General features: G+C 63.1%; 21 protein-coding genes. 12 read left to right on the top strand and 9 right to left on the bottom strand.

All coding sequences use genetic code 11. The annotated features are described in order from the left end of the window. Nucleotides 1–350 precede the first annotated feature (350 nt). On the bottom strand, nt 351–1,205 hold the full coding sequence (locus R3D65_RS11455) for an SH3 domain-containing protein (protein WP_371275347.1): 855 nt from the start codon (nt 1,203–1,205) through the stop codon (nt 351–353). A gap of 177 nt (nt 1,206–1,382) precedes the next feature. Between R3D65_RS11455 and R3D65_RS11450 the strand changes: the two genes are divergently transcribed. The 3 genes from R3D65_RS11450 (at nt 1,383) to bmt (ending at nt 3,842) form a co-directional block, all read left to right on the top strand. After that, the gene (locus R3D65_RS11450; RefSeq protein ID WP_371275346.1) at nt 1,383–1,982 is read left to right on the top strand and encodes a hypothetical protein; all 600 of its coding nucleotides are present in this window, start codon (nt 1,383–1,385) and stop codon (nt 1,980–1,982) included. After that, a complete protein-coding gene (locus R3D65_RS11445) occupies nt 1,976–2,734 on the top strand; it encodes a hypothetical protein (RefSeq protein ID WP_371275345.1) in 759 nt (252 codons plus the stop codon). Before R3D65_RS11450 ends, R3D65_RS11445 begins: the two co-directional genes overlap by 7 nt. 85 nt (nt 2,735–2,819) lie before the next feature. Continuing rightward, nucleotides 2,820–3,842, top strand: coding sequence for a betaine--homocysteine S-methyltransferase (gene bmt, locus R3D65_RS11440; protein WP_371275344.1), 1,023 nt, complete (start codon nt 2,820–2,822; stop codon nt 3,840–3,842). Nucleotides 3,843–3,866: 24 nt separating this feature from the next. Here the strand turns inward: bmt and R3D65_RS11435 are convergent, their stop codons facing one another. The 6 genes from R3D65_RS11435 to R3D65_RS11410 form a co-directional block, all read right to left on the bottom strand. Then, nucleotides 3,867–4,295, bottom strand: a complete 429-nt coding sequence (locus R3D65_RS11435; protein ID WP_371275343.1) for a hypothetical protein — start codon at nt 4,293–4,295, stop codon at nt 3,867–3,869. Between the two features lie 164 nt (nt 4,296–4,459). Next, nucleotides 4,460–6,508: a von Willebrand factor type A domain-containing protein gene (locus tag R3D65_RS11430; protein ID WP_371275342.1), complete on the bottom strand. Its 2,049-nt coding sequence runs from the start codon at nt 6,506–6,508 to the stop codon at nt 4,460–4,462. A 2-nt stretch (nt 6,509–6,510) separates the two neighbouring features. Further along, nucleotides 6,511–7,077, bottom strand: coding sequence for an RNA polymerase sigma factor (locus tag R3D65_RS11425; protein WP_371275341.1), 567 nt, complete (start codon nt 7,075–7,077; stop codon nt 6,511–6,513). Nucleotides 7,078–7,143: 66 nt separating this feature from the next. Further along, nucleotides 7,144–7,830: a hypothetical protein gene (locus R3D65_RS11420; protein ID WP_371275340.1), complete on the bottom strand. Its 687-nt coding sequence runs from the start codon at nt 7,828–7,830 to the stop codon at nt 7,144–7,146. Nucleotides 7,831–7,842: 12 nt separating this feature from the next. Further along, nucleotides 7,843–8,577: a dienelactone hydrolase family protein gene (locus tag R3D65_RS11415; RefSeq protein WP_371275339.1), complete on the bottom strand. Its 735-nt coding sequence runs from the start codon at nt 8,575–8,577 to the stop codon at nt 7,843–7,845. A gap of 206 nt (nt 8,578–8,783) precedes the next feature. Further along, a complete protein-coding gene (locus R3D65_RS11410) occupies nt 8,784–10,370 on the bottom strand; it encodes a trimethylamine methyltransferase family protein (protein WP_371275573.1) in 1,587 nt (528 codons plus the stop codon). 332 nt (nt 10,371–10,702) lie between these two features. On the opposite strand from R3D65_RS11410, the gene R3D65_RS11405 reads away from it, so the two are divergent. From R3D65_RS11405 to R3D65_RS11370, 8 genes are all read left to right on the top strand, one after another. Further along, nucleotides 10,703–11,404, top strand: a complete 702-nt coding sequence (locus R3D65_RS11405) for a corrinoid protein (protein WP_371275338.1) — start codon at nt 10,703–10,705, stop codon at nt 11,402–11,404. Between the two features lie 59 nt (nt 11,405–11,463). Further along, entirely contained in the window at nt 11,464–12,048 is a 585-nt protein-coding gene (locus R3D65_RS11400) for a DUF4893 domain-containing protein (RefSeq protein ID WP_371275337.1), read from the top strand. Further along, the gene (locus tag R3D65_RS11395; RefSeq protein ID WP_371275336.1) at nt 12,045–12,665 is read left to right on the top strand and encodes a DUF1638 domain-containing protein; all 621 of its coding nucleotides are present in this window, start codon (nt 12,045–12,047) and stop codon (nt 12,663–12,665) included. The genes R3D65_RS11400 and R3D65_RS11395 overlap by 4 nt, the downstream gene beginning before the upstream one ends. A gap of 78 nt (nt 12,666–12,743) precedes the next feature. Further along, nucleotides 12,744–13,382 carry an exopolysaccharide biosynthesis protein gene (locus R3D65_RS11390; protein ID WP_371275335.1) on the top strand — a complete coding sequence of 213 codons (639 nt, stop codon included), beginning with the start codon at nt 12,744–12,746 and terminating at the stop codon, nt 13,380–13,382. Nucleotides 13,383–13,490: 108 nt separating this feature from the next. Next, complete coding sequence (locus tag R3D65_RS11385; protein ID WP_371275334.1) at nt 13,491–13,793, top strand: virulence factor; 303 nt, start codon at nt 13,491–13,493, stop codon at nt 13,791–13,793. Further along, complete coding sequence (locus R3D65_RS11380) at nt 13,783–14,364, top strand: methylenetetrahydrofolate reductase C-terminal domain-containing protein (protein ID WP_371275333.1); 582 nt, start codon at nt 13,783–13,785, stop codon at nt 14,362–14,364. Before R3D65_RS11385 ends, R3D65_RS11380 begins: the two co-directional genes overlap by 11 nt. A 5-nt stretch (nt 14,365–14,369) precedes the next feature. After that, complete coding sequence (locus R3D65_RS11375; RefSeq protein WP_371275332.1) at nt 14,370–15,464, top strand: methylenetetrahydrofolate reductase; 1,095 nt, start codon at nt 14,370–14,372, stop codon at nt 15,462–15,464. A gap of 74 nt (nt 15,465–15,538) precedes the next feature. Then, nucleotides 15,539–16,492, top strand: coding sequence for a methyltetrahydrofolate cobalamin methyltransferase (locus R3D65_RS11370; RefSeq protein ID WP_371275331.1), 954 nt, complete (start codon nt 15,539–15,541; stop codon nt 16,490–16,492). Between the two features lie 61 nt (nt 16,493–16,553). Here the strand turns inward: R3D65_RS11370 and R3D65_RS11365 are convergent, their stop codons facing one another. Then, nucleotides 16,554–16,793, bottom strand: coding sequence for a hypothetical protein (locus R3D65_RS11365; RefSeq protein WP_371275330.1), 240 nt, complete (start codon nt 16,791–16,793; stop codon nt 16,554–16,556). Nucleotides 16,794–16,903: 110 nt separating this feature from the next. Here R3D65_RS11365 and R3D65_RS11360 point away from each other — a divergent pair, with 110 nt between their 5' ends. Next, nucleotides 16,904–18,937, top strand: a complete 2,034-nt coding sequence (locus R3D65_RS11360; RefSeq protein WP_371275572.1) for an ASKHA domain-containing protein — start codon at nt 16,904–16,906, stop codon at nt 18,935–18,937. Between the two features lie 18 nt (nt 18,938–18,955). Here R3D65_RS11360 and R3D65_RS11355 read toward each other — a convergent pair whose 3' ends face one another. Next, complete coding sequence (locus R3D65_RS11355) at nt 18,956–19,831, bottom strand: LysR family transcriptional regulator (RefSeq protein ID WP_371275329.1); 876 nt, start codon at nt 19,829–19,831, stop codon at nt 18,956–18,958. Between the last annotated feature and the right edge of the window lie 86 nt (nt 19,832–19,917).

Below are 19,917 nucleotides of genomic sequence, written 5' to 3'. Positions count from 1 at the left end.
GGGGCTTCAGGAAAAGAACGCGAGCGAAGCCGGCGGATGAAAGCCCCACACCATCCGCCGGCTTGCCCCCTCGGGACCGCACACACCCGATCCGCGTCCCTGCCGCCTGTAAGCCGCATTGGCAATCAAGCCGCCCCCCGGCGATGATTGCCCGGCAGCAGGGCAAAAACTCGCGACACTCGGAACATTTCAAGGATCGTGCCAAGTTGAAAAGGCCGGGAAACCTTGCTTTTTAAAAGCAAAGAGCCAGACGGGATTTGCAAAACGCAAATCATCGGTGCGCAATGCAAAACGCGATCGACGCGCGGCAAGGCACTTTGCAAATCGCAAACAGCGTTGCGAAACAGAACTCAGCCGCGCCTGATGAAGCTCTTGTAAACGAAACCCCGCTGACCATCATGGCTGACTTCACACCAGCCCTTGCAGCCGTGAATGGTCAGCCTGGCCTTTGCGGGTATCACCTTGAGCACATCGGCATCGTTGCTCGGCCCTGCGCGCATGTTCACATATTGCCGCGCATAGCCAGTGGCACCGGAGGTTGCGGCCGCGTCATGTGCGGCTTCGTCGCGGTTTGCATCGCCGGGCGCAGGACGCGAAGGTGTTGCCAGTTTCCGTTCGACTGGCGCGATGGCCGCCGTAAGCGAATTGTCTGCCGGCATCTGCGTATCGTCCCTGGCTTCCAGCAGCAGCCTTGCCAAGGCCTGTTCGCCCTTGTTGACGGGCTGTTCGAGATCCTGCGCCCAGCGCGGATCATCTGCATCCAGTCCGTCCATTTGCTGATGAAGCCGCCCGTCGGGCGCCACCTTGACGGTTCTGACAGGCGCCGGAGTGAGTGTTTCCTGGCCGTTGCCGGACATTTGTGGCGGCAAGGCCTCCCGCGTTCCAGGATTGCCGGCAGCCGCCTCATCCGGTGACGGCGGCGGCGCCCGTTCATCATCAGCCGACAGGGAAAGCGCACTTGCCACCTTGTCCGTCGACGCAGAAGAAGCCGCGCCTGCAATTCCGGCAACCGCCCGGCTGGCCATGACATGCCCGCTACCCTTGGGTCCGCTTCCGGCGACATAGGCGATGGCGCCGAAGCCCGCCAGAACGGCAAGAACGGCGGCGGATGCCACCAGTCCGGCAAGGCCGAAACCCGGCCTGCCGGTACCGGTTCCCTGTTCGGATACATGCTGCTTTGGCCACTGCCCGGCAAAATTGCTCATCTCGCTTCTCCCTGCGCCCCGTGAGGGCTGCCCGTCTTCTTGTGATGCTTCCCGCGCCGCATCTTCGCTCGCACAGGAATATGGCGGCACAACGGAATGAATCGGGCAGGTCCGGGGCAATCGGTCTTTACCGTCGGGCCAGGCTTTGCCATCGTCGGGCATCCAGGGAGACCCGCCATGCAAGATCCTCTCGGCAATCCGGTCAGCAAGGCCGGCGCAGCAGCCCATGCCGGCATTTGCGACTTCGTATCCGGTTTTCTGGGCTATCACCCCCGGGCCGTTAACATTCTCGCGGCAGCCGAAGCCGAGCCGGAATGCCCGCTTGCCCAGACCTATGCCGGGCTGCTTTGGATGTTCCTTGAGTCTCCGGATGCGCCGGCCCATGCCAGCCGCTTCGTTGCGGCCGGCGAAGCATTGTCGACAGGGGCAAACGCTCGCGAACGAAATCTGCACGCCATCCTGAAGGACTGGGCATCCGGTGACCCGTTGCGCGCCGAAAGCCGGATCGCCGGCCATGTGCGCGATTGGCCGAACGATCTCGCTGCCATGAAGCTTGGACAGTATCTCGCTTTCAACCGTGGCGATGCCCCGGCCATGCTGCGTCTCGCCCGCACTGTTCGCCACCGCAATGCGGACAATGCGCATTTTCATGCCATGACCGCCTTTGCCTATGAGCAATGCCACCTGCTGGACAAGGCCGAAGCCGCCGCAAATGCAGCGCTGGAACTTGATCCGGCGGAGCCCTGGCCCACCACGCGCTTGCCCATGTCATGCTGACACAGGGCCGCGTGCCGGAAGGCGCCCGCTTCATGGATCGCGTGGCGCCATATTGGGACGGGCTCAATTCCTTCATGTATACGCACAACTGGTGGCATCGCGCCCTGTTCGCCTTGTCAATGGGCGACGAGGCATCGGTATTCCCGATGTATGACGCGCATTGCTGGGGCGTCGAGAAAAGCTACAGCCAGGACCAGGTCGGCGCCGTATCCCTGCTGGCACGCATGGAAATGGCGGGCATGGATGTGGGTGACCGATGGGCCGACCTCGCCCAATGGCTCAAGCCCCGCCACGGTGACACGATCAACGCGTTTCTGACGCTGCAATACCTTTACGGGCTGCAACGGGCCAGCCTTGGCGAGGCAGCAACACTGATGCAGGCCATCGAGGAGCGCGCCTTGGACGAAACCGGTTTCGATGTTGCGGTCTGGCGCGATGTCGCCCTGCCTGCGGCGCGCGCGATCACCGCGCATATGGAAGGCCGTCATGGCGAAGCGGCGCGGTTGATGGCGCTTGCCCTGCCACGCATGGCCGAAGCGGGCGGCAGCCATGCACAGCGTGACCTGTTTGAACAGATCCTGCTGGATGCGCATCGCAAGGCCGGCAATCTCGTGCAGGCACAACAGATGATGGAAATGCGCCGCCTTTACGATCCCTGCGGCATTCCGCTCAACCGGATGCTCGCCGCAACCTACCGCAAGCTCGGGCTGGAAGACGAGGCAGGCGAAGCGGAAAGCCGCCGCTACGCCTGACCGCGGGCAGCAGGGCGCCTTGCAAAGATATAAAGACTTCTTTATGTGGTTATGACTGCTTTTTCCAAACGTCAGGAATCCTGCCATGACAAACGCGCTCTCCGATCTGCTGGCTGAAAAAGGCGTTCTCCTCGCCGATGGCGCCACCGGCACAAACCTCTTTGCCATGGGCCTGGAATCGGGCGATGCGCCGGAGTTCTGGAACGCCGACCATCCCGACAGGATCACGAAACTGCATCAGGACTTCGTCGATGCCGGATCGGATATCATACTGACCAACAGTTTCGGCGGCACGCGCCATCGTCTGAAGCTTCACAATGGCCAGGACCGTGTCCATGAACTCAACATGAAGGCCGCCCGGCTTGCCCGCGCCGTCGCCGACAAGGCGCCGCGCAAGGTCATCGTGGCTGGGTCCGTCGGCCCGACCGGCGAACTGTTGCAACCGCTCGGCGCCTTGACCCATGACGAAGCAGCGGATGCCTTTGCCGAGCAGATGCAGGGGCTGAAGGATGGTGGCGTCGATGTCGCCTGGATCGAAACCATGAGCGCGCCGGAGGAAATCCGCGCGGCGGTGGAAGCCGCCAATCGTGTTGGCCTTCCATATGTCTACACGGGCTCCTTCGATACGGCCGGTCGCACGATGATGGGCCTGCATCCCAAAGACATCCATCACGTTGCCGATGGCCTTGGCGAAGCGCCCGTCGCGGTGGGCGCCAATTGCGGCGTAGGGGCATCCGACATGCTCTCCACCCTGCTCGACATGTCCGGCGCCGATCCCGAAGCCGCCATCGTGGTCAAGGCCAATTGCGGCATCCCGGAATTCAAGGGCACCGAGATCGTCTATTCGGGCACGCCGGACCTCATGGCCGAATATGCCCGCCTCGCCATGGATGCGGGTGCGCGGATCATCGGCGGATGCTGCGGCACACGTTGCGAGCATCTTGCCGCCATGCGCCAGGCGATAGACAGCCATGCCCGCGCACCGCGCCCGACCATTGAGGAAATCGTCGCGAAGGTTGGTCCGATGCGCAACAAGCAGGCCGATGCCAGTGGCGCGGGAACCGGCGACAGCGCAGGGCGCGAACGGCGCGGCCGCCGCCGCGGCTGAGGCATTGGCCTGAACCGGAAACGATCAGCGCAGGAGCGGAACGTCGCTGAACTCATGCAGCAGCGTCTTTCCGCAGACCACGCGCACGGACTTGTAGTTTTCCTGGCCCGGCAGGATGACGCTGACTCGACGGTCGTCGACCACCTGGGTGCCGATCCGGTTGATCGGCTCCCGCACTTCCAGAACGACCATCTGGGTTGGCGGGAAGGAGCGCGTGAGCGGCCCCTCGCGCAGGTTGACCGTGTAGCCCGGTGTCGGCAGGGAAACCGTGCCGCGCACATGCAGCATCAACCGGTCACCGGAGAACGGCGTGCGCGAGAGCCACGCCTCCCAGTCCTGCGATGCTACCACGGGGCAAAGATCGTTCTCGGCCCTCACCTCCGCCGGTCCGCTGACGGCAAGAAGACCACCGAGGAGACTTCCTGCCAGCACCATCCGCCTGTCGATTGCCATCCGATCTGCTCCCTTTTTGCCAAGCCTGGTTTTCCGGACGCCGCGCGCGGCGTGTTGCACAACCTGATTCACCGTTTGAACAAAGCCGTGCAACACCCGGACTTGATTCACCTTCTTGCCTTCAAACGCGACGCCGCGAGAGCCGTTCCAGGCGCAGCCGCTTGTCACGGTGCGTTCTCCAGCGATTTCGCAATCTGCACGAGCCGCAGGAATTCCGCGCGATAGCCATAGGGATCCGGGCCGCGCGCGCTGGCCGCCAGCGTCGCGATCGCATCCCAGCCGGTATCGTCGACCTGGCTCGCCTTGCGCAGTTTCTGGCCGAATCCCGCCACCGCCACAGAGAAGCGCAAATCGTCGGACGCCTCGTCCAGCGATGCAATCTCGTCGTCCCCGGTGACCGGTCGGGTAATGAGGCTCGACGTGTCGCTGTCGGGCTGCTTGTAGCGGATCTTGACGAAACCATATTCGCCGGACCCGCCATCGCCGGCCGTTTCCGCCGGCGCGGTCTGGTAACGCAGCTCATCGATCTGTTGTGCCGGGCTGCCCTTCGGCGTGATCTCGTAAATCGCGGTCACCGAATGGCCGGAGCCGATGTCGCCGGCATCCTTGCGGTCGTCGTTGAAGTCCTCGCGGTTCAGCGCCCGCGTCTCGTAGCCGACGAGCCGGTATTCCGCGACCATGGCCGGATTGAACTCCACCTGGATCTTCACGTCCTTTGCAATCGGAAACAGCGTGGACGTCGCCTCCTCGACGAGCGTCTTCTGCGCCTCGCCGAGCGTATCGATATAGGCAGCGGAACCGTTTCCGTTCTGCGCCAGCACCTGCATGAGCTGGTCATTGTAGTTGCCGCGCCCGAACCCGAAAACCGAGAGGAAGACACCCTTCTTGCGCTTGTCCTCGATCATGCGCTTCAATTCCTCGTCCGACGCAGGCCCGACATTGAAATCTCCGTCTGTCGCCAGCATCACCCGGTTGACGCCATCCTCCAGGAAGTTCTGCTCGGCAAGCCGGTAAGCGGTCTCGATTCCCGCGGCTCCCGCCGTGGCCCCGCCCGCGCCGAGCGCATCGATGGCCGCCAGGATTGCCGCCTTGTCAGAGGCCGCAGTCGGCTCCAGCGCCACGCCGGCCGAGCCCGCATAGGTCACGATGGAAACCGTGTCCCGGGCATCGAGCTTGCCCAGCAGCAATCGGAACGAGGTCTTCAGCAGCGGCAGCTTGTCCGGCGCATTCATGGAACCGGACGTATCGACCAGGAAAACCAGATTGGCGCGCGGACGCGTCTCCGCCTGCACCTCATAGCCCTTGATCGCGATATGCATCAGCTTTCGATGGGCATTCCAGGGCGACGGCGCGATTGTGACCGTCGGCTTGAAGGGCTGACCGGCATTGTCGGCAACCGGCCAGTCGTAGGGGAAATAATTGATAAGCTCCTCTACCCGCACCGTGTCAGGCGCTGGCAGACGCCCCGCATTGAGCTGTGAACGGATGAAGGCATAGGACGAGGTATCGACATCGATCGAGAAGGTCGAGACCGGATGTTCCTGCGCCGCGCGCACCGGATTGCCGTCGAACGCCTCCACCCGGTCGCGGTTTTCCGACCGTGGAACGGGCGCGATATCGGGACGCAGCGGCATGCTGCGCATCATCTGCTTGGCTGCTGAGGGACCGGGGTTTCCCGGGGCGCTCGACCCGTTGACGGCATCCTGCAAGGCCGGGATCGGCCGCATCAGGGCTTCCTCGCGCGGCGCAGCCGGAACCTGCTGTCCGGCCGCCAGCCCGCTCTCAGGCAGCGATGGTGCATTGGCGTCATCGTCCTTCGTGCTTGCTGCCACCTCCGGCTCGCCCTTCGGCGCGTCTGACTTGCTGCTTGCCATGTCGCCCATGCCCGCAGGTTGCTGACTGCGGACCAGCGGGGATGTCTCCATCATCTGCCAGCCGAGATAGCCGCCAAGGGGGAGGACAAGAATGGCGGCGGCGACCGGCCCGGCAAGGGATTTCGGGTTCATGACGTTTCTCCATGCTCTGCTTGCGATGGAGATGAGACGCCCCTGTCCCACCGATCCTTGGGGGGCGGCCGAAGTTTTTTTATCTGCATCGGTGGCGGCGGCGTCATAGGCCTCCATGGCCGCCATCACGGCACGCTCGCGCGCCTCCGGGCGCGGTGCCGCATGGCCACGCGCTGCCAATTGTTTCAACGTTTCGTCACCGGTCATGGTCACGTCTCCCCGCCGGGCCGCAAAAGCGCGGCCAGGCGTTTTTTCGCATCATGGACATGCCAGGAAACCGTGGCCTCCTTGCAATCGAGGATCCGGGCAGCCTCGGCATGGCTCAGTTCTTCCGCGTAAACCAGCATCACGGCCTCGCGCGTCTTGTCCGGCAGGTCACGCACGGCCGCCCAGAGCGCCTGCGTCTCGTCTTCCGGCGGCCAATCCGGCGTAGTGGACTGATGATCCACCAGCGCCTGCATGGCGAGGGCGTGGGCATGGCGCTCATCCCGCCTCGCTGCGCGATGGTGATCCCGCGCGGCATTGATCGTCATGCGGTAGAGCCATGTGGTGAAAGCCGCATCGCCACGGAATTTCCTGATCGCGCCACCCAGCTTCATGCAGACCGACTGGGCGATGTCCTCGGCATCGGCGCGGTTTCCACTCCAGCGCAAGGCGATACGGTGGATCAGATCATAGTGGTCGTTGACAAGCCGGGCGAAGGCCGCACGATCGCCGCCCGCCGCCGCAAGCGCCGTTTCCTGCACGTCCGAACCGTGACCGGCCATTTCGCTCATCGCATGCATCATCGGCCTTTGGACGCGGCAGGCAAGGCGATCCTTGGGTGCAAGGTGAAAAAATGATCAGGCGCCAAGGAACGCCCGTTGATGAAAGCGCTGTTGCTCTTCGCAATACCGGTAACTGGCGCCAACCGGACAGGCCATCCGGGCGAGGCAACCACCCCGGCAGGCGTCTCCGGCCAGGGAACTGGCATGGCTGCGGCAGGCCTGCACGTCGAATCCGGCCGGCGAATAGGCTTCGACCGGACAGGCGCCGAGACAGGGCTTGCCATGGCAGGAATCGCACGGATGCGCCACGGGCCGCGCGGGCGGCAAGGCCAGAGCCTCGTTGAACAAGATTGCACCGCGATAGGCATGCCACAAGCCGTAGGCCGGATGCATCAGTATTCCGAGTGGCGACGGGCACAGCCCTTCCGCCCGCATGGCCCATTGCTGGAAAGGCAGATAGGGCGGATCCGAGGGGAAAACCGCGTGCGCGCCCGCAAGCCCGGCCACGCCGCCGATGACCTGCCTCGACCATGCATCGAGCGGATTGCCGGCCTCGCCAGACCGCTGTGCGCGCCAAGCGGAAAAGGGAGCCCAGATCGAGCCTCCGGCATGTCCGACGAGCAGAACGCTGCGCGCCATGCGTCCGCCGGGACCGGCAGGCGCGGCATCGTCCGCCCGGAAATCGAAGCCGCCCCGCACCATCAGGCCGAAGGGCGCCAGCGCGCCGGCAATGTCCTCAAGCAGGTGCTTGCCTGTCGCCATGATCGCGCCGCGTCAGGTTTTCAGGGTCTCTTCGAATAGCGTGAGCAGGCGCTTCCAGTGCCGCTCGGCACCTTCTTCGTCATAAACGGTATGATCGGGAACGCACCAGCCGTGGCGGCAGGCGGGATAGTTCTCCAGCGTGTAGTCGACACCGGCCTCACGGAAAACCTGGGCGAAGAGTGCGGATTGCGCCGGCGGGAAACTGCCGTCGTCGCCAGCCACGCCGACATGGACCCGGGCGCGGATACTGCCGGCATGGAGATGCGGACTGTCCGGAATGTCCCCGGCAAGGTTTCCGCCATGCCAGCTTGCCGCCGCCACGATACGGTCGGGATGATGCGCGGCGGCGTTGAGCGCCCGTGCCCCGCCCATGCAGTAGCCGGTGACACCGACAGGCCCGGTCAGGCCTTCCGAATCGAGTGCTAGCAGAAAATAGGCGCAGTCCTCGATCGTCACAGCCTGCGGGGTGGCCGCCAGCATGGATTTAAGCAGCGGCCCGCGTTCAGGGTCGGAAAAGGTCGTGCGCGCATCGAAGGCAGAACGGTCCTCGCACCGATAGAGCAGATCCGGCAGCAACACCGCATAACCTTCGCCGACAAGCCGCCCGGCCATGGCATCCAGCGCCGGGCGGGGGCCGAAGGCATCCATGAAGAAAAGGACGCTCGCCGCCGCTGGCCCGTCCGGCAGGAAAAGTTTTGCCGGGCAGGTTCCGGCGCCGGTAGTAATCGACAGCGTTTTCAGATGCATGCGGCTCTCCGTTTGCGTGGGGGCCAGCGAAACCGCCAGCCGGTCAATCAGACGAAGCCTAGTGGTTTTCGTGAGCCGGTCAAAGCATGTCGGGGCCGCGCGGCGACAAAACCGCCCGGCTAGAGCCCGCGCACCGGTCGCCGCCAGACATCCTCATGGATCATGGAAGCGATCCGGGCACGGCCAGCCGTTTCGGTCTCATCCTTTCAGGTGAAGGCGTCCGGCATCGATTCCTTCTTCTTCGAGACGAAATCGGTCAGGCCATCAAGGATACCAGGATCGATAAACGGAGCCTCATAGGCATCGAGCCATTTCTGTGCCAGCTCATTGGCACGCTGATGGGCCGGTTTCTGGCCTTCTGCCTGCCATTGCTCGAAGGAGTTGTTGTCGGCAATCGAGGAGCGGTAGAAGGCTTCCTGGAAATTGGCCTGGGTATGCGCGCAGCCAAGATAGTGCTGACCGGGGCCGACCTCGCGGATCGCATCCATGGCCTGCCCGTTTTCCGAAAGGTCGATGCCTTGCGCCAGGCGCTGCATCATGCCGAGCTGATCGATGTCCATCATGAACTTTTCATAGGACGAGACCAGCCCGCCCTCCAGCCAGCCCGCCGAATGCAGCACGAAATTCGTACCCGCCAGCAGGGTGGAATTGAGTGTATTGGCGCTTTCATAGGCAGCCTGCGCATCGGCCACCTTGGAGGCGGTCAGCGATCCGCCGGTGCGGAAAGGCAGGCCGAGACGCCGCGCCAGTTGCGCAGCGCCGTAGGAGACGAGCGAAGGCTCCGGCGTGCCGAAGGTGGGCGCACCCGACTGCATGGAGATCGAGGAGGCAAACGTGCCGAAGAGCACCGGTGCCCCCGGACGCACGAGCTGCGTGAAGGCCGCGCCTGCCAGCACTTCAGCCAGCACCTGCGTCAGCGTTCCCGCCACGGTGACCGGGCTCATCGCACCGGCAAGGATGAAGGGCGTGACGATGCAGGCCTGGTTGTTGCGCGCATAAACCTTGGCCGCGCCCACCATCGTGTCGTCGAACACCATCGGCGAATTGGCATTGATCAGGTTGATGACGACCGCATTGTTGTCGACGAATTCCTCGCCGAACAGGATCTTGCACATGTCCACGGTGTCCTGCGCACGCTCAGGGGCGGTGACCGATCCCATGAACGGCTTGTCGGACAGCGTCATGTGCGCCATCACCATGTCCAGGTGCCGCTTGTTCACCGGCACGTCGACCGGCTCGCAGACCGTGCCGCCAGAATGGTGCATGGACGGCGCCATGTAGGCCAGCTTCACGAAATTCTGGAAGTCCTCGATCGTGGCATAACGGCGATTGCCCTCGAGATCGCGGACGAAAGGCGGGCCGTAGACGGGAACGAAAACCGTGCTGTCGCCGCCGATCTGCACTGATTTGGCGGGATTGCGCGCATGCTGCGTGAAGGAAGAGGGCGCTGACTTGAGCAGTTCGCGGCAGAGGCCCTTGGGAAACCGTACCCGCTCGCCTTTCACGTCGGCGCCAGCGTCGCGCCACATCTGCAACGCCTCCGCATCATCGCGAAACTCGATTCCCACCTCTTCCAGAATGGTGTCCGCATTGGATTCGATGATCGCCAGCCCCTCCTCCGAGAGGACTTCGTAGGTCGGGACCTTTCGGGTGATGTAGGTGAGCGACTGGCCCGGTCCGCCACCCGAACGCGCCGCCCGGCGGGCCGCCGCACCTGAACGTTCACCCCTCCCGCGGCGTTCGCGCGGTGCACTGGCGGCACTGGTCGTCAGCTGGTCGGTATCCTCGGTCATTCCTGTCACCGTTGTCTCGAAATCGGCACCCGTCACGGGCATTGTCCGGATAAGTCTACGGCTCGCCCCGCGGCCACACCTGCCCCAGCCGCGTCAAGGACTTGGCTACCGGCGACACGAGGCGGCTGCACCGGCCTGCATCGGTTCGTCGGGCTTGCGCAACTCCCTTGCCACGGCGTCACAAGCGCTATATCCGACAATCAGGATGCGGGCGGTCGCATTTTGCATCCGGCCGCGTCGCAATTCGTGCATCCCTCCGGCACGGGAGCCGGATATTCGCATGATGAAGCGGTCATCGGTGTGCCGCGCGACATTTGAAGAGGGATTTGACCATGGCTGGCGACGACGAGATCATCCTGTCGGAACTCGATGACGAGGAACTTGTCCAGCAGATGATGGACGACCTCTACGACGGTCTCAAGGAAGAGATAGAGGAAGGTACGCGCATTCTTCTCGATCGCGGCTGGGTGCCCTATGACGTGCTGACCAAGGCACTCGTCGAAGGAATGCGCATCGTTGGCGAGGACTTCCGCGACGGTATTCTCTTCGTGCCGGAAGTGCTGCTTTCCGCCAATGCCATGAAGGCCGGAATGACCATCCTGCGCCCGCTGCTGGCGGAAACCGGCGCGCCGAAGCTCGGCACCATGGTCATCGGCACGGTCAAGGGCGATATCCATGACATCGGCAAGAACCTGGTTGGCATGATGATGGAAGGCGCAGGGTTCGACGTGATCGACATCGGCATCAACAACCCTGTCGAGAACTACCTTGAAGCCATCGAGAAGCACAATCCGGACATTCTGGGCATGTCAGCGCTGCTCACGACCACCATGCCCTACATGAAGGTCGTCATCGACACGATGAAGGAAAAGGGCATTCGCGACGACTATGTCGTGCTGGTCGGCGGCGCCCCTCTCAACGAGGAGTTCGGCAAGGCCGTGGGTGCGGACGCCTATTGCCGTGACGCCGCGGTTGCGGTGGAAACGGCGAAAGACTTCATGAAGCGCAAGCACAATCAGGCAGCGGCCGGCTGAGACTGGCCACCCGCGGTCCCGATCGTGCCTGCGCCAGCTCCTGAAAGGAGAGGCATGGCATGACTCGCGCCGCAATCGCTTCAGTCGTCCTGATGGCCCTGGCCGGTTCCGCCGGACCGGCCAACGCCACGGGCGGGATCGAGTCCCTCATCACTGACATTGACCGGCAGCGACTTGCCGCCTTCGATGAGACCCGCACCCGCGCCATTGCGGTTGCCCGTGCCCGTGGTGCGCCCGCCGACATTGCGCAACTCGACGAGATTCTCGATGGTGATCCGGTTTCCTTTTCCGGAGCAGACCTGACCGGCAACTGGCAATGCCGTATCACCAAGCTGGACGGGCCGGCCGCATTGGTGACCTATTCCTGGTTCCGGTGCCGCATTACCGAAAGTGGCGCTGGCTTGTATCTGGAAAAACTGACCGGTTCGCAACGGGTGACGGGCCACTTCTTCGATGACGGCGACAAGCGCCTGATCTTCCTTGGCGCCGGCCACTATTCCTACGAGGAACCCCTGCCCTACCCGCAAAACAACGAGCGCGATGAAGTCGCCTTTGCCTTTCTGCTCGATGACGGCCGGCTGCGGCTGGAATTTCCCGCGCCGCATCTGGAGTCGCGCTTCGACATCATGGAATTGAGACGATGACCGCCCTTCCCGCACCTATCCCCCGCGATGGTGTGCGCGTCATCGCATGCGGCGCCATAGCGCGGGAGATCGTGGCCATATGCGAAGCCAACGGGCTGGACCATATCGACCTGACTTGTCTGCCAGCCATCTGGCACAACACGCCGGGGCGGATCGCACCGGCCATGCGTGAGAAGATCGCCGAGGCGCGCGCTGAAGGTTTCAGCCGCATTTTCATCGGCTATGCCGAATGCGGCACGCAGGGCGAACTCGACCGGATCTGTCAGGAAGAGGGACTGGCGCGTATCGAGGGACCCCATTGTTACGCATTCTACACCGGCACCGAGAGGTTCCTGCGTGAGAGCCAAGACGATGTCACCGTCTTCTATCTGACAGACCTGATCGCCCGCCAGTTCGAAGCCTTCATCATGGAGCCGTTGAAACTCGACCGCCATCCCGAACTCATCGCCATGATGTTCGGCAATTACACCAAGCTGGTCTATCTCGCCCAGAGCGAAGACCCCGCGCTTGATGCCAAGGCGCGCTGGGCAGCGGATTTCCTGGGTCTGGACTACGAACGCCGCTTCACCGGTTATGGCGATCTGACCGGTGCGCTTCTCGATGCGGCGTCAAGCTGACTTGTGGTTTTCATATTCCGGAACTATGTGACAATCCCCTGCTGCAAAGGCAGCCAGGTAGAGACGAACCGGTACAGCATGACCAACCAGTTCATCGCGGTGCAACCGCCCCAAGACCCGCCACGCCGGCTATCGACCGTGTTGCGGGAACTTGCTGCCTCGACGGACGGCCCGCTTTCGGTCGCCGCCATCAGGGATGCGCTCGGCGACCGCTCCTTCGCGGCCATGCTGATCGTCTGCGGCGCGATCAACCTGTTGCCGCTTCCGCCCGGCACGTCCGTCATCCTTGGCATTCCACTGGCCATCGTCTCGGCACAAATGGTCCTGTCGCGCCAGACGGTCTGGCTCCCCCGCTACGTTCTCTCCAAGAGCCTGGCGCGCGAAAAGGTTGACTACGCAATCTCCAGGCTTGTACCGCGCCTGGAGCGCCTGGAGCGCTTCATCAAGCCGCGCTACTGGCCGCTGTCGCGCGGCCAGGCTGACCGAATGCTTGGCCTTGCCATCTTTGTGCTCGCCATAGCCGTGATCCTTCCCGTACCGCTCGGCAACTGGCTGCCCGCCTTTGCCGCCACCCTCCTTGCCCTGGCCTTGTCCGAACGCGATGGCGTGCTGCTGGGCATAGGCGCCGCGGTCGGCGTGATTTCCCTCGTCATCATCGTAGCGGTGATCGGGGCCGCGGGCGTGGCTGCGGGCTTCGTCGCCGGCATGATGGGTTGACCGTCAAATTTTTCCCCTGTCGCTTTTGAAATTTCCGGCGTCGCGCGGCAACCAGCGGGCACGCGCGGCCTCCGCAATTGTCATCCACGAAAGAAAGGAAACCGGATCATGGCTGATCTCGTCATCGTTTATTGGCGCGATATCCCCGCCCAGGTGATTGTCAAACAGGGTCGCAGAACGGCCAAGCGGGAACTCTCGCAACGCTTTGCCGAGGCCATTGACATGGCCGCCATGCGCTCCGGCGCAGCCGATACGGATGCCTATCTGGAAGAATGGCGGCGGGCTGCACCCGTCGCCGTGGGAGACGATCTGGAGGCTGAAGCCGACAAGGCGGCGGCCGAAATGGAAGCAGCATGGCCAAAGGACCGTCTTGTGGCCCTTGTCCAATCGGGAGGACGCGATGGCACCTGAACCTGCGGTCAAGACCGCGACCGCAAGCAAGAAGGCAGCGAAGGGTCCGCCCTCGGCCTATGTTCCATCAGGCGTATCGCCGGTATCGCGGGCGCGAAAAGCCTATACGATCCGGCTCTGGTCCGTGCGTCACGCCCGTGCGCTTGAATGGCTCTATGCGCGTTTTTCAGGCCTTTTCCTGGCATTGCACCCGTTCTGGCGGGCTGTTGGCTACAAGCGTGCCGAGCCTCCGGTGAAATTTGTCGAAAAACGGGTCAAGGGCCTGCTGTTCGATTGCCGCATGTGCGGCCAGTGCATTCTCTCCTCCACGGGCATGTCCTGCCCGATGAACTGCCCCAAGCAATTGCGCAACGGCCCATGCGGCGGCGTGCGCGCCAACGGCCATTGCGAGGTCGAGCCGGACATGCCCTGCGTCTGGGTGCAGGCCTGGAAGGGAACCGAAACCATGCGTGAGGGCCGCTCCAACATCATGAATGTGCAGAAGCCGGTGGACCAGAGCCTTCGCGAGACCTCCGCCTGGCTTCGCGTCACCGCCAATGCAGCCGCTGATCGCGACGCCGCAAGGAACTGAACGAAATGACCACGTCTCCCGACACCAATCCGTTCGACCCGTCCGCGCCGCTGGATCCGTTGCCAGGCCATTTTTCCCGTGGCCGGCTGGAGCGCGTCCTGCGCCGCGGCGAATTTGCCGTGACCGCCGAACTGAACCCGCCCGACAGCGCGGATCCGCAGGAAGTCTATGAACGCGCGGCCATTTTCGACGGCTGGGTTGACGGCATCAACGCAGTCGATGCATCCGGCGCCAATTGCCACATGTCCTCCGTCGGCATCTGCGCACTGCTCACTCGCATGGGCTATGCCCCGATCATGCAGATCGCATGCCGCGACAAGAACCGCATCGCCATACAGGGCGATGTCCTGGGCGCGGCAGCCATGGGCGTGGCCAACATGCTCTGCCTGACCGGAGACGGGGTGCAGGCCGGCGACCAGCCGGGTGCCAAGCCTGTCTTCGACCTCGACTGCATGTCGCTGCTGGAAACGGTCCGCACAATGCGCGATGAACAGCGTTTCCTGTCCGGCCGTCCGATCACCTCGCCACCCCATGTCTTTCTCGGCGCGGCCATCAACCCCTTTGCCCCGCCCTACGATTTCCGTCCGCACCGTCTCGCCAAGAAGATCGCCGCCGGCGCCCAGTTCGTGCAAAGCCAGTATTGCTACGACGTCCCCATGTTGCGCGAATACATGAAGCGCGTCGTCGATATGGGCCTGCACGAAAAGTGCTTCATCCTCGTCGGCGTCGGGCCGCTGGCCTCTGCACGAACCGCAAAATGGATGCGGTCCAACGTGCCCGGTGTGCACATCCCCGATTCGGTCATCAAGCGCCTCGAAGGCGCCGAGAAGCAGAAGCGCGAAGGCAAGCGCCTGTGCATCGACATCATGAACGAGGTCAAGGAAATCGAAGGCGTTTCCGGGGTCCATGTCATGGCCTACCGGCAGGAGGAGTTCGTCGCTGAGATCGTGCACGAATCCGGCGTCCTGAAGGGCCGCAAGCCCTGGCAGCGCGAAAGCCGCCCAGACGACGCCGTCATCGCCGAACGCCTCGAGGAGATCATGGCCGAGGAGACCGAACGGCCCGCCGCCATAGTCGCCGACGTCGTCGACAGCAATTGACAACGGCTCCGATCAGGGGCTTGAAGGAAATCAGATAACGATATAAAGAAGTCTTTATATCAAAGGAGACAGGCATGACCCGCACCATCGTGGCTTCCGCGACCCGAGAGGTCGTCATCGGTTTCGACCAGCCGTTCTGCGTCATTGGCGAGCGCATCAACCCGACCGGCAGAAAGAAGCTGGCCGCGGAGATGGTGGAAGGCAATTTCGAGACGGTCAAGAAGGATGCGCTCGAGCAGGTTGCTGCCGGTGCCACCATGCTCGATGTCAATGCGGGCGTCACGGCTGTCGACCCCAATGCCACGGAGCCGGCATTGCTGGTCCAGACGCTTGAAATCGTTCAGGCCCTGGTCGACGTGCCACTGTCGATCGATTCTTCCGTCTCCGCCGCAATCGAGGCAGCGTTGAAGGTGGCCAAGGGCCGTCCGCTGGTCAATTCGGTGACCGGCGAGGAAGAAAAGCTGGAGGCTATCCTGCCGCTCTGCAAGAAGTACGATGTGCCTGTTGTTGCCATCTCCAACGACGAAACCGGCATTTCGCAGGATCCCGATGTCCGTTTTGCCGTGGCAAAAAAGATTGTCGAGCGCGCCGCCGATTACGGCATTCCCGCCCACGACATCGTCGTTGACCCGCTGGTCATGCCGATCGGCGCCATGGGTACGGCAGGCAAGCAGGTTTTTGCGCTTCTGCGCCGTCTGCGCGACGAGTTGAAGGTCAACACGACCTGCGGCCTTTCCAACATCTCGTTCGGGCTGCCGCACCGCCACGGCATCAATGCCGGTTTCATTCCGATGGTCATCGGCGCCGGCATGACGTCGGCCATCATGAATCCATGCCGTCCCCAGGAAATGGAAATGGTGCGTGCGGCTAATGTGCTCAACGGGACCGATCCCGACTGCATGAACTGGATCCGCACCTACAAGGACTACAAGCCGCATGCCGGCGCAGCCCCTGCGCCTGTTGCTGCCGCCCCTGCCGCCGGGGGCGGCCGCCGCGGCGGACGGGCAGCGCGCCGCACCCAGGCCTGAGGGCGACGGTGGCCGATGGCGTAACGGCAATGCAAATCGGGGCGGCGGCCTTTTCTGCCGCTCACACGTCCGTGACGCGATCGAAGGCCATGATCGCGATAGCGGCACCGATCAGGGGCGCAAGACTTCCCGCCACCATGCCGCTGGCGAGATCAGGCGCGAAACTGGCTACGAGCAGTTTGCCAGCGATCGAGCCGATTATGGCCAGCCCGAGGTAATGCGGATGGCGGAACCATGGTCCCTTTAAGATCCGGACCAGAAAGAAGGCCGAAAGAACTGCGGACAGGAGCGTGAATGGCATGATCGAACCTCCTTCAGGAACGACCGCATCATGCCGGATATCCGCTGTCCTTCGCTTAAGCAAAATCATCGCATTTTCCCGATGAGCATCATTCAGGACCCAGCAACATGATGTCCACCGACCACCTCGTTCTTTTCATGCCGTCCGGCAAGCGCGGACGCTTTGCAAAGGGCACGTCCGTGCTGGATGCCGCACGCGAACTCGGCGTCTATGTGGAGAGCGTATGCGGTGGCCGCGGCATCTGTGGCCGGTGCCAGATTGAAGTGCAGACTGGCCATTTCGCCAAGCACGGCATCACATCCGATGCATCCGGCATTTCCGGCTGGTCGGCCAAGGAAGCCCGCTACACGGAAAAGCGCGGCGCTCTTGCCGAAGGACGACGCCTGTCCTGTTCAGCCTTGATCGAGGGCGATCTTGTCATCGATGTGCCGCAGGATTCCGTCGTCAATGCACAAGTCGTGCGCAAGAAGGCAACCGACAGGCTGATTGAGCGCAATCCGGCAATCGGGCTGTGCTATGTCGAGGTGGAAGAGCCTGACATGCACAAGCCGCTGGGCGATCTGGACCGGCTGAAAGCCGCCCTTTCCCGCGATTGGGGCTATGAAAACCTGTCGGTGGATTTCCGCCTCGTGCCGCAGGTCCAGTCGATCCTGCGAGCAGGCAAATGGTCCGTCACAGCAGCCATTCACCATGACGCAACATCGGATCGTCCCACGATCATCGCGCTCTGGCCCGGCCTCAAGAACGAAGCCTGGGGTGTTGCCTGCGACATCGGCTCCACGACCATTGCCATGCATCTCGTGTCGCTTCTGTCCGGGCGCATTGCCGCCTCGTCGGGCACGTCCAACCCGCAGATCCGGTTCGGCGAGGACCTGATGAGCCGTGTCTCCTATGTCATGATGAACCCGGAAGGCCGGCAAGCCATGACGGTGGCAGTGCGTGAGGCCGTCAACGGCCTCATCGGCAAGGTTTGCAACGAGGCCGGCGCCGACAGGGCAGACATTCTCGACACGGTGTTTGTCGGCAATCCGGTCATGCACCACCTGTTTCTCGGCATTGACCCGACTGAACTGGGCGGCGCGCCCTTTGCGCTTGCGGCATCGGGCGCATTGTCCTTCTCCGCAGCCGAAATCGGCATCGGCGTCAATCCGGGTGCGCGCACCTATGTCCTGCCCTGCATTGCAGGCCATGTCGGCGCGGATGCAGCCGCCGCGACCTTGTCGGAAGGGCCCTACCGGCAGGACAGGGAAATGCTGCTGGTCGACGTCGGCACCAATGCCGAAATCGTACTGGGCAATGCCAGGCACACTGTTGCCTGCTCCTCCCCGACCGGCCCGGCTTTCGAGGGTGCCGAGATCTCGGGTGGTCAACGCGCTGCACCGGGTGCCATCGAGCGCGTGCGCATCGATTCGCAGACGCTGGAGCCGCGCTATCGCGTCATCGGGTCTGACCTCTGGTCCGACGAGGACGGTTTCCCGGCCTCCCTGAACGGCACCGGCGTCACCGGTATCTGCGGATCGGGTATCATCGAGGTCGTCGCTGAAATGTTCCTTGCCGGCATCATATCGGAAGACGGCGTGGTCGATGGCGCCCTTGCGGCACGCTCTCCACGTATCGTGGAACAAGGACGCACCTTTGGCTACGTCCTGCAGGAAGCCAATCCGCGCATTGTCGTCACCCAGAACGATGTCCGCGCGATCCAGCTTGCCAAGGCCGCGCTCTACGCGGGAATCCGCCTGCTGATGCAGAAGAAGGGTATCGACAAGGTCGATGCCATCCGCTTTGCCGGCGCGTTCGGATCTTATATCGACCCGAAATATGCCATGGTGCTGGGGCTCATTCCCGATTGCACCCTGGATGAAGTGAAGGCCGTCGGCAACGCGGCCGGCGATGGCGCCCTGATGGCATTGCTCAACCGCGACCACCGGCGCGAAATCGAGAGCGCCGTATCGCGGATCGAGAAGATCGAGACGGCGCTGGAACCCGACTTCCAGCAGCTCTTCGTCAATGCCATGGCGCTGCCCAACAAGGTTGACGCCTTTCCGCGCCTGGCCGAGGCAGTGATGCTGCCTGAACGAAAGATCTTGTCCGATGCAGGCGAGAGCGGCACCGGACGCCGGCGCGGAGGACGGCGCGCCCGCTGATCGGCGCGCCATCCGTTCTCAGGCCGCTGCCTTCATCGCAAAACAGGCACGCAGATGACCGGCCGCCGCATCGACGGCTGAATTGGGGTTGCCGCGAACCATGAGGCCGAGCTGATACGTCCCCAGCGGCGGCAGGTTTTCACTTGGTCGAGCCGCCACGATGGGATCGGCGATCGACGAAGCCGGCATCGGCGCAATGGCCAGATCCGCAAGGATGGCCGCGCGCTGACCCGAGATGTAGGCGGTCTGGAAAGCGATCCTGTAGCTGCGGCCGGCGTGTTCAAGCCCACCCAGAGCAGCACCTCGCCAGGAACATCCGTCTTCCCAGACCGACACTGGCAGCGGATCCCGCGACGCCGCGCATCCACCTTTCAGGCAGGCCCAGACCAAGGGCTCCTCCATCAGCACGTCCACCTGCTTGTCCGCCGTATGGACACCACATGTCACCATCGCCAGGTCGAGTTCCCCCTTGCCAAGCCGGTCGATCAACTGGTTCGTGTTCTCCACGACGACGTTGACCGTCACGCCGGGATGGCTTTGCGAAAAACGGCGCAGCATGTCGGGCAGATATCGTTCCGATACATCGTCCGGCGCGCCCATCCGCACCTCGCCTGCCACTTCTGGCGCTATGAATTTCGATACCGCTTCGGAATTGAGCGCCAGGATGCGCCGGGCATAGGCCAGCAGCATTTCACCATCGGCAGTCAGATAGACCGACCTGCTATCGCGCACGAAGAGCGGTTTGCCAAGCAAGTCCTCCAGCTTCCTGATCTGCATGGAAACCGCCGATGGCGTACGCAACACCTGTTCGGCTGCCTGGGTGAAGCTGCCGGTTTCAGCTATGGCCACGAAGGTGCGCAAGAGATCGGTATCGATGAGTGGCGATTGTCCCATGACGCGTCTTTCATTTTTTCTGAATGATCGATTCACACCTTTTCGTTTGATTGAACACAAGTCAAGGGGCATCGTCTCCCCGTCAG

The sequence above is a fragment of the Zhengella sp. genome, from assembly GCF_041397485.1.
Classification (GTDB): Bacteria; Pseudomonadota; Alphaproteobacteria; order Rhizobiales; family Rhizobiaceae; genus Zhengella.
The sequence above is the reverse complement of the archived record's forward strand: the minus strand, read 5'-3'. Positions and strand labels throughout refer to the sequence as shown.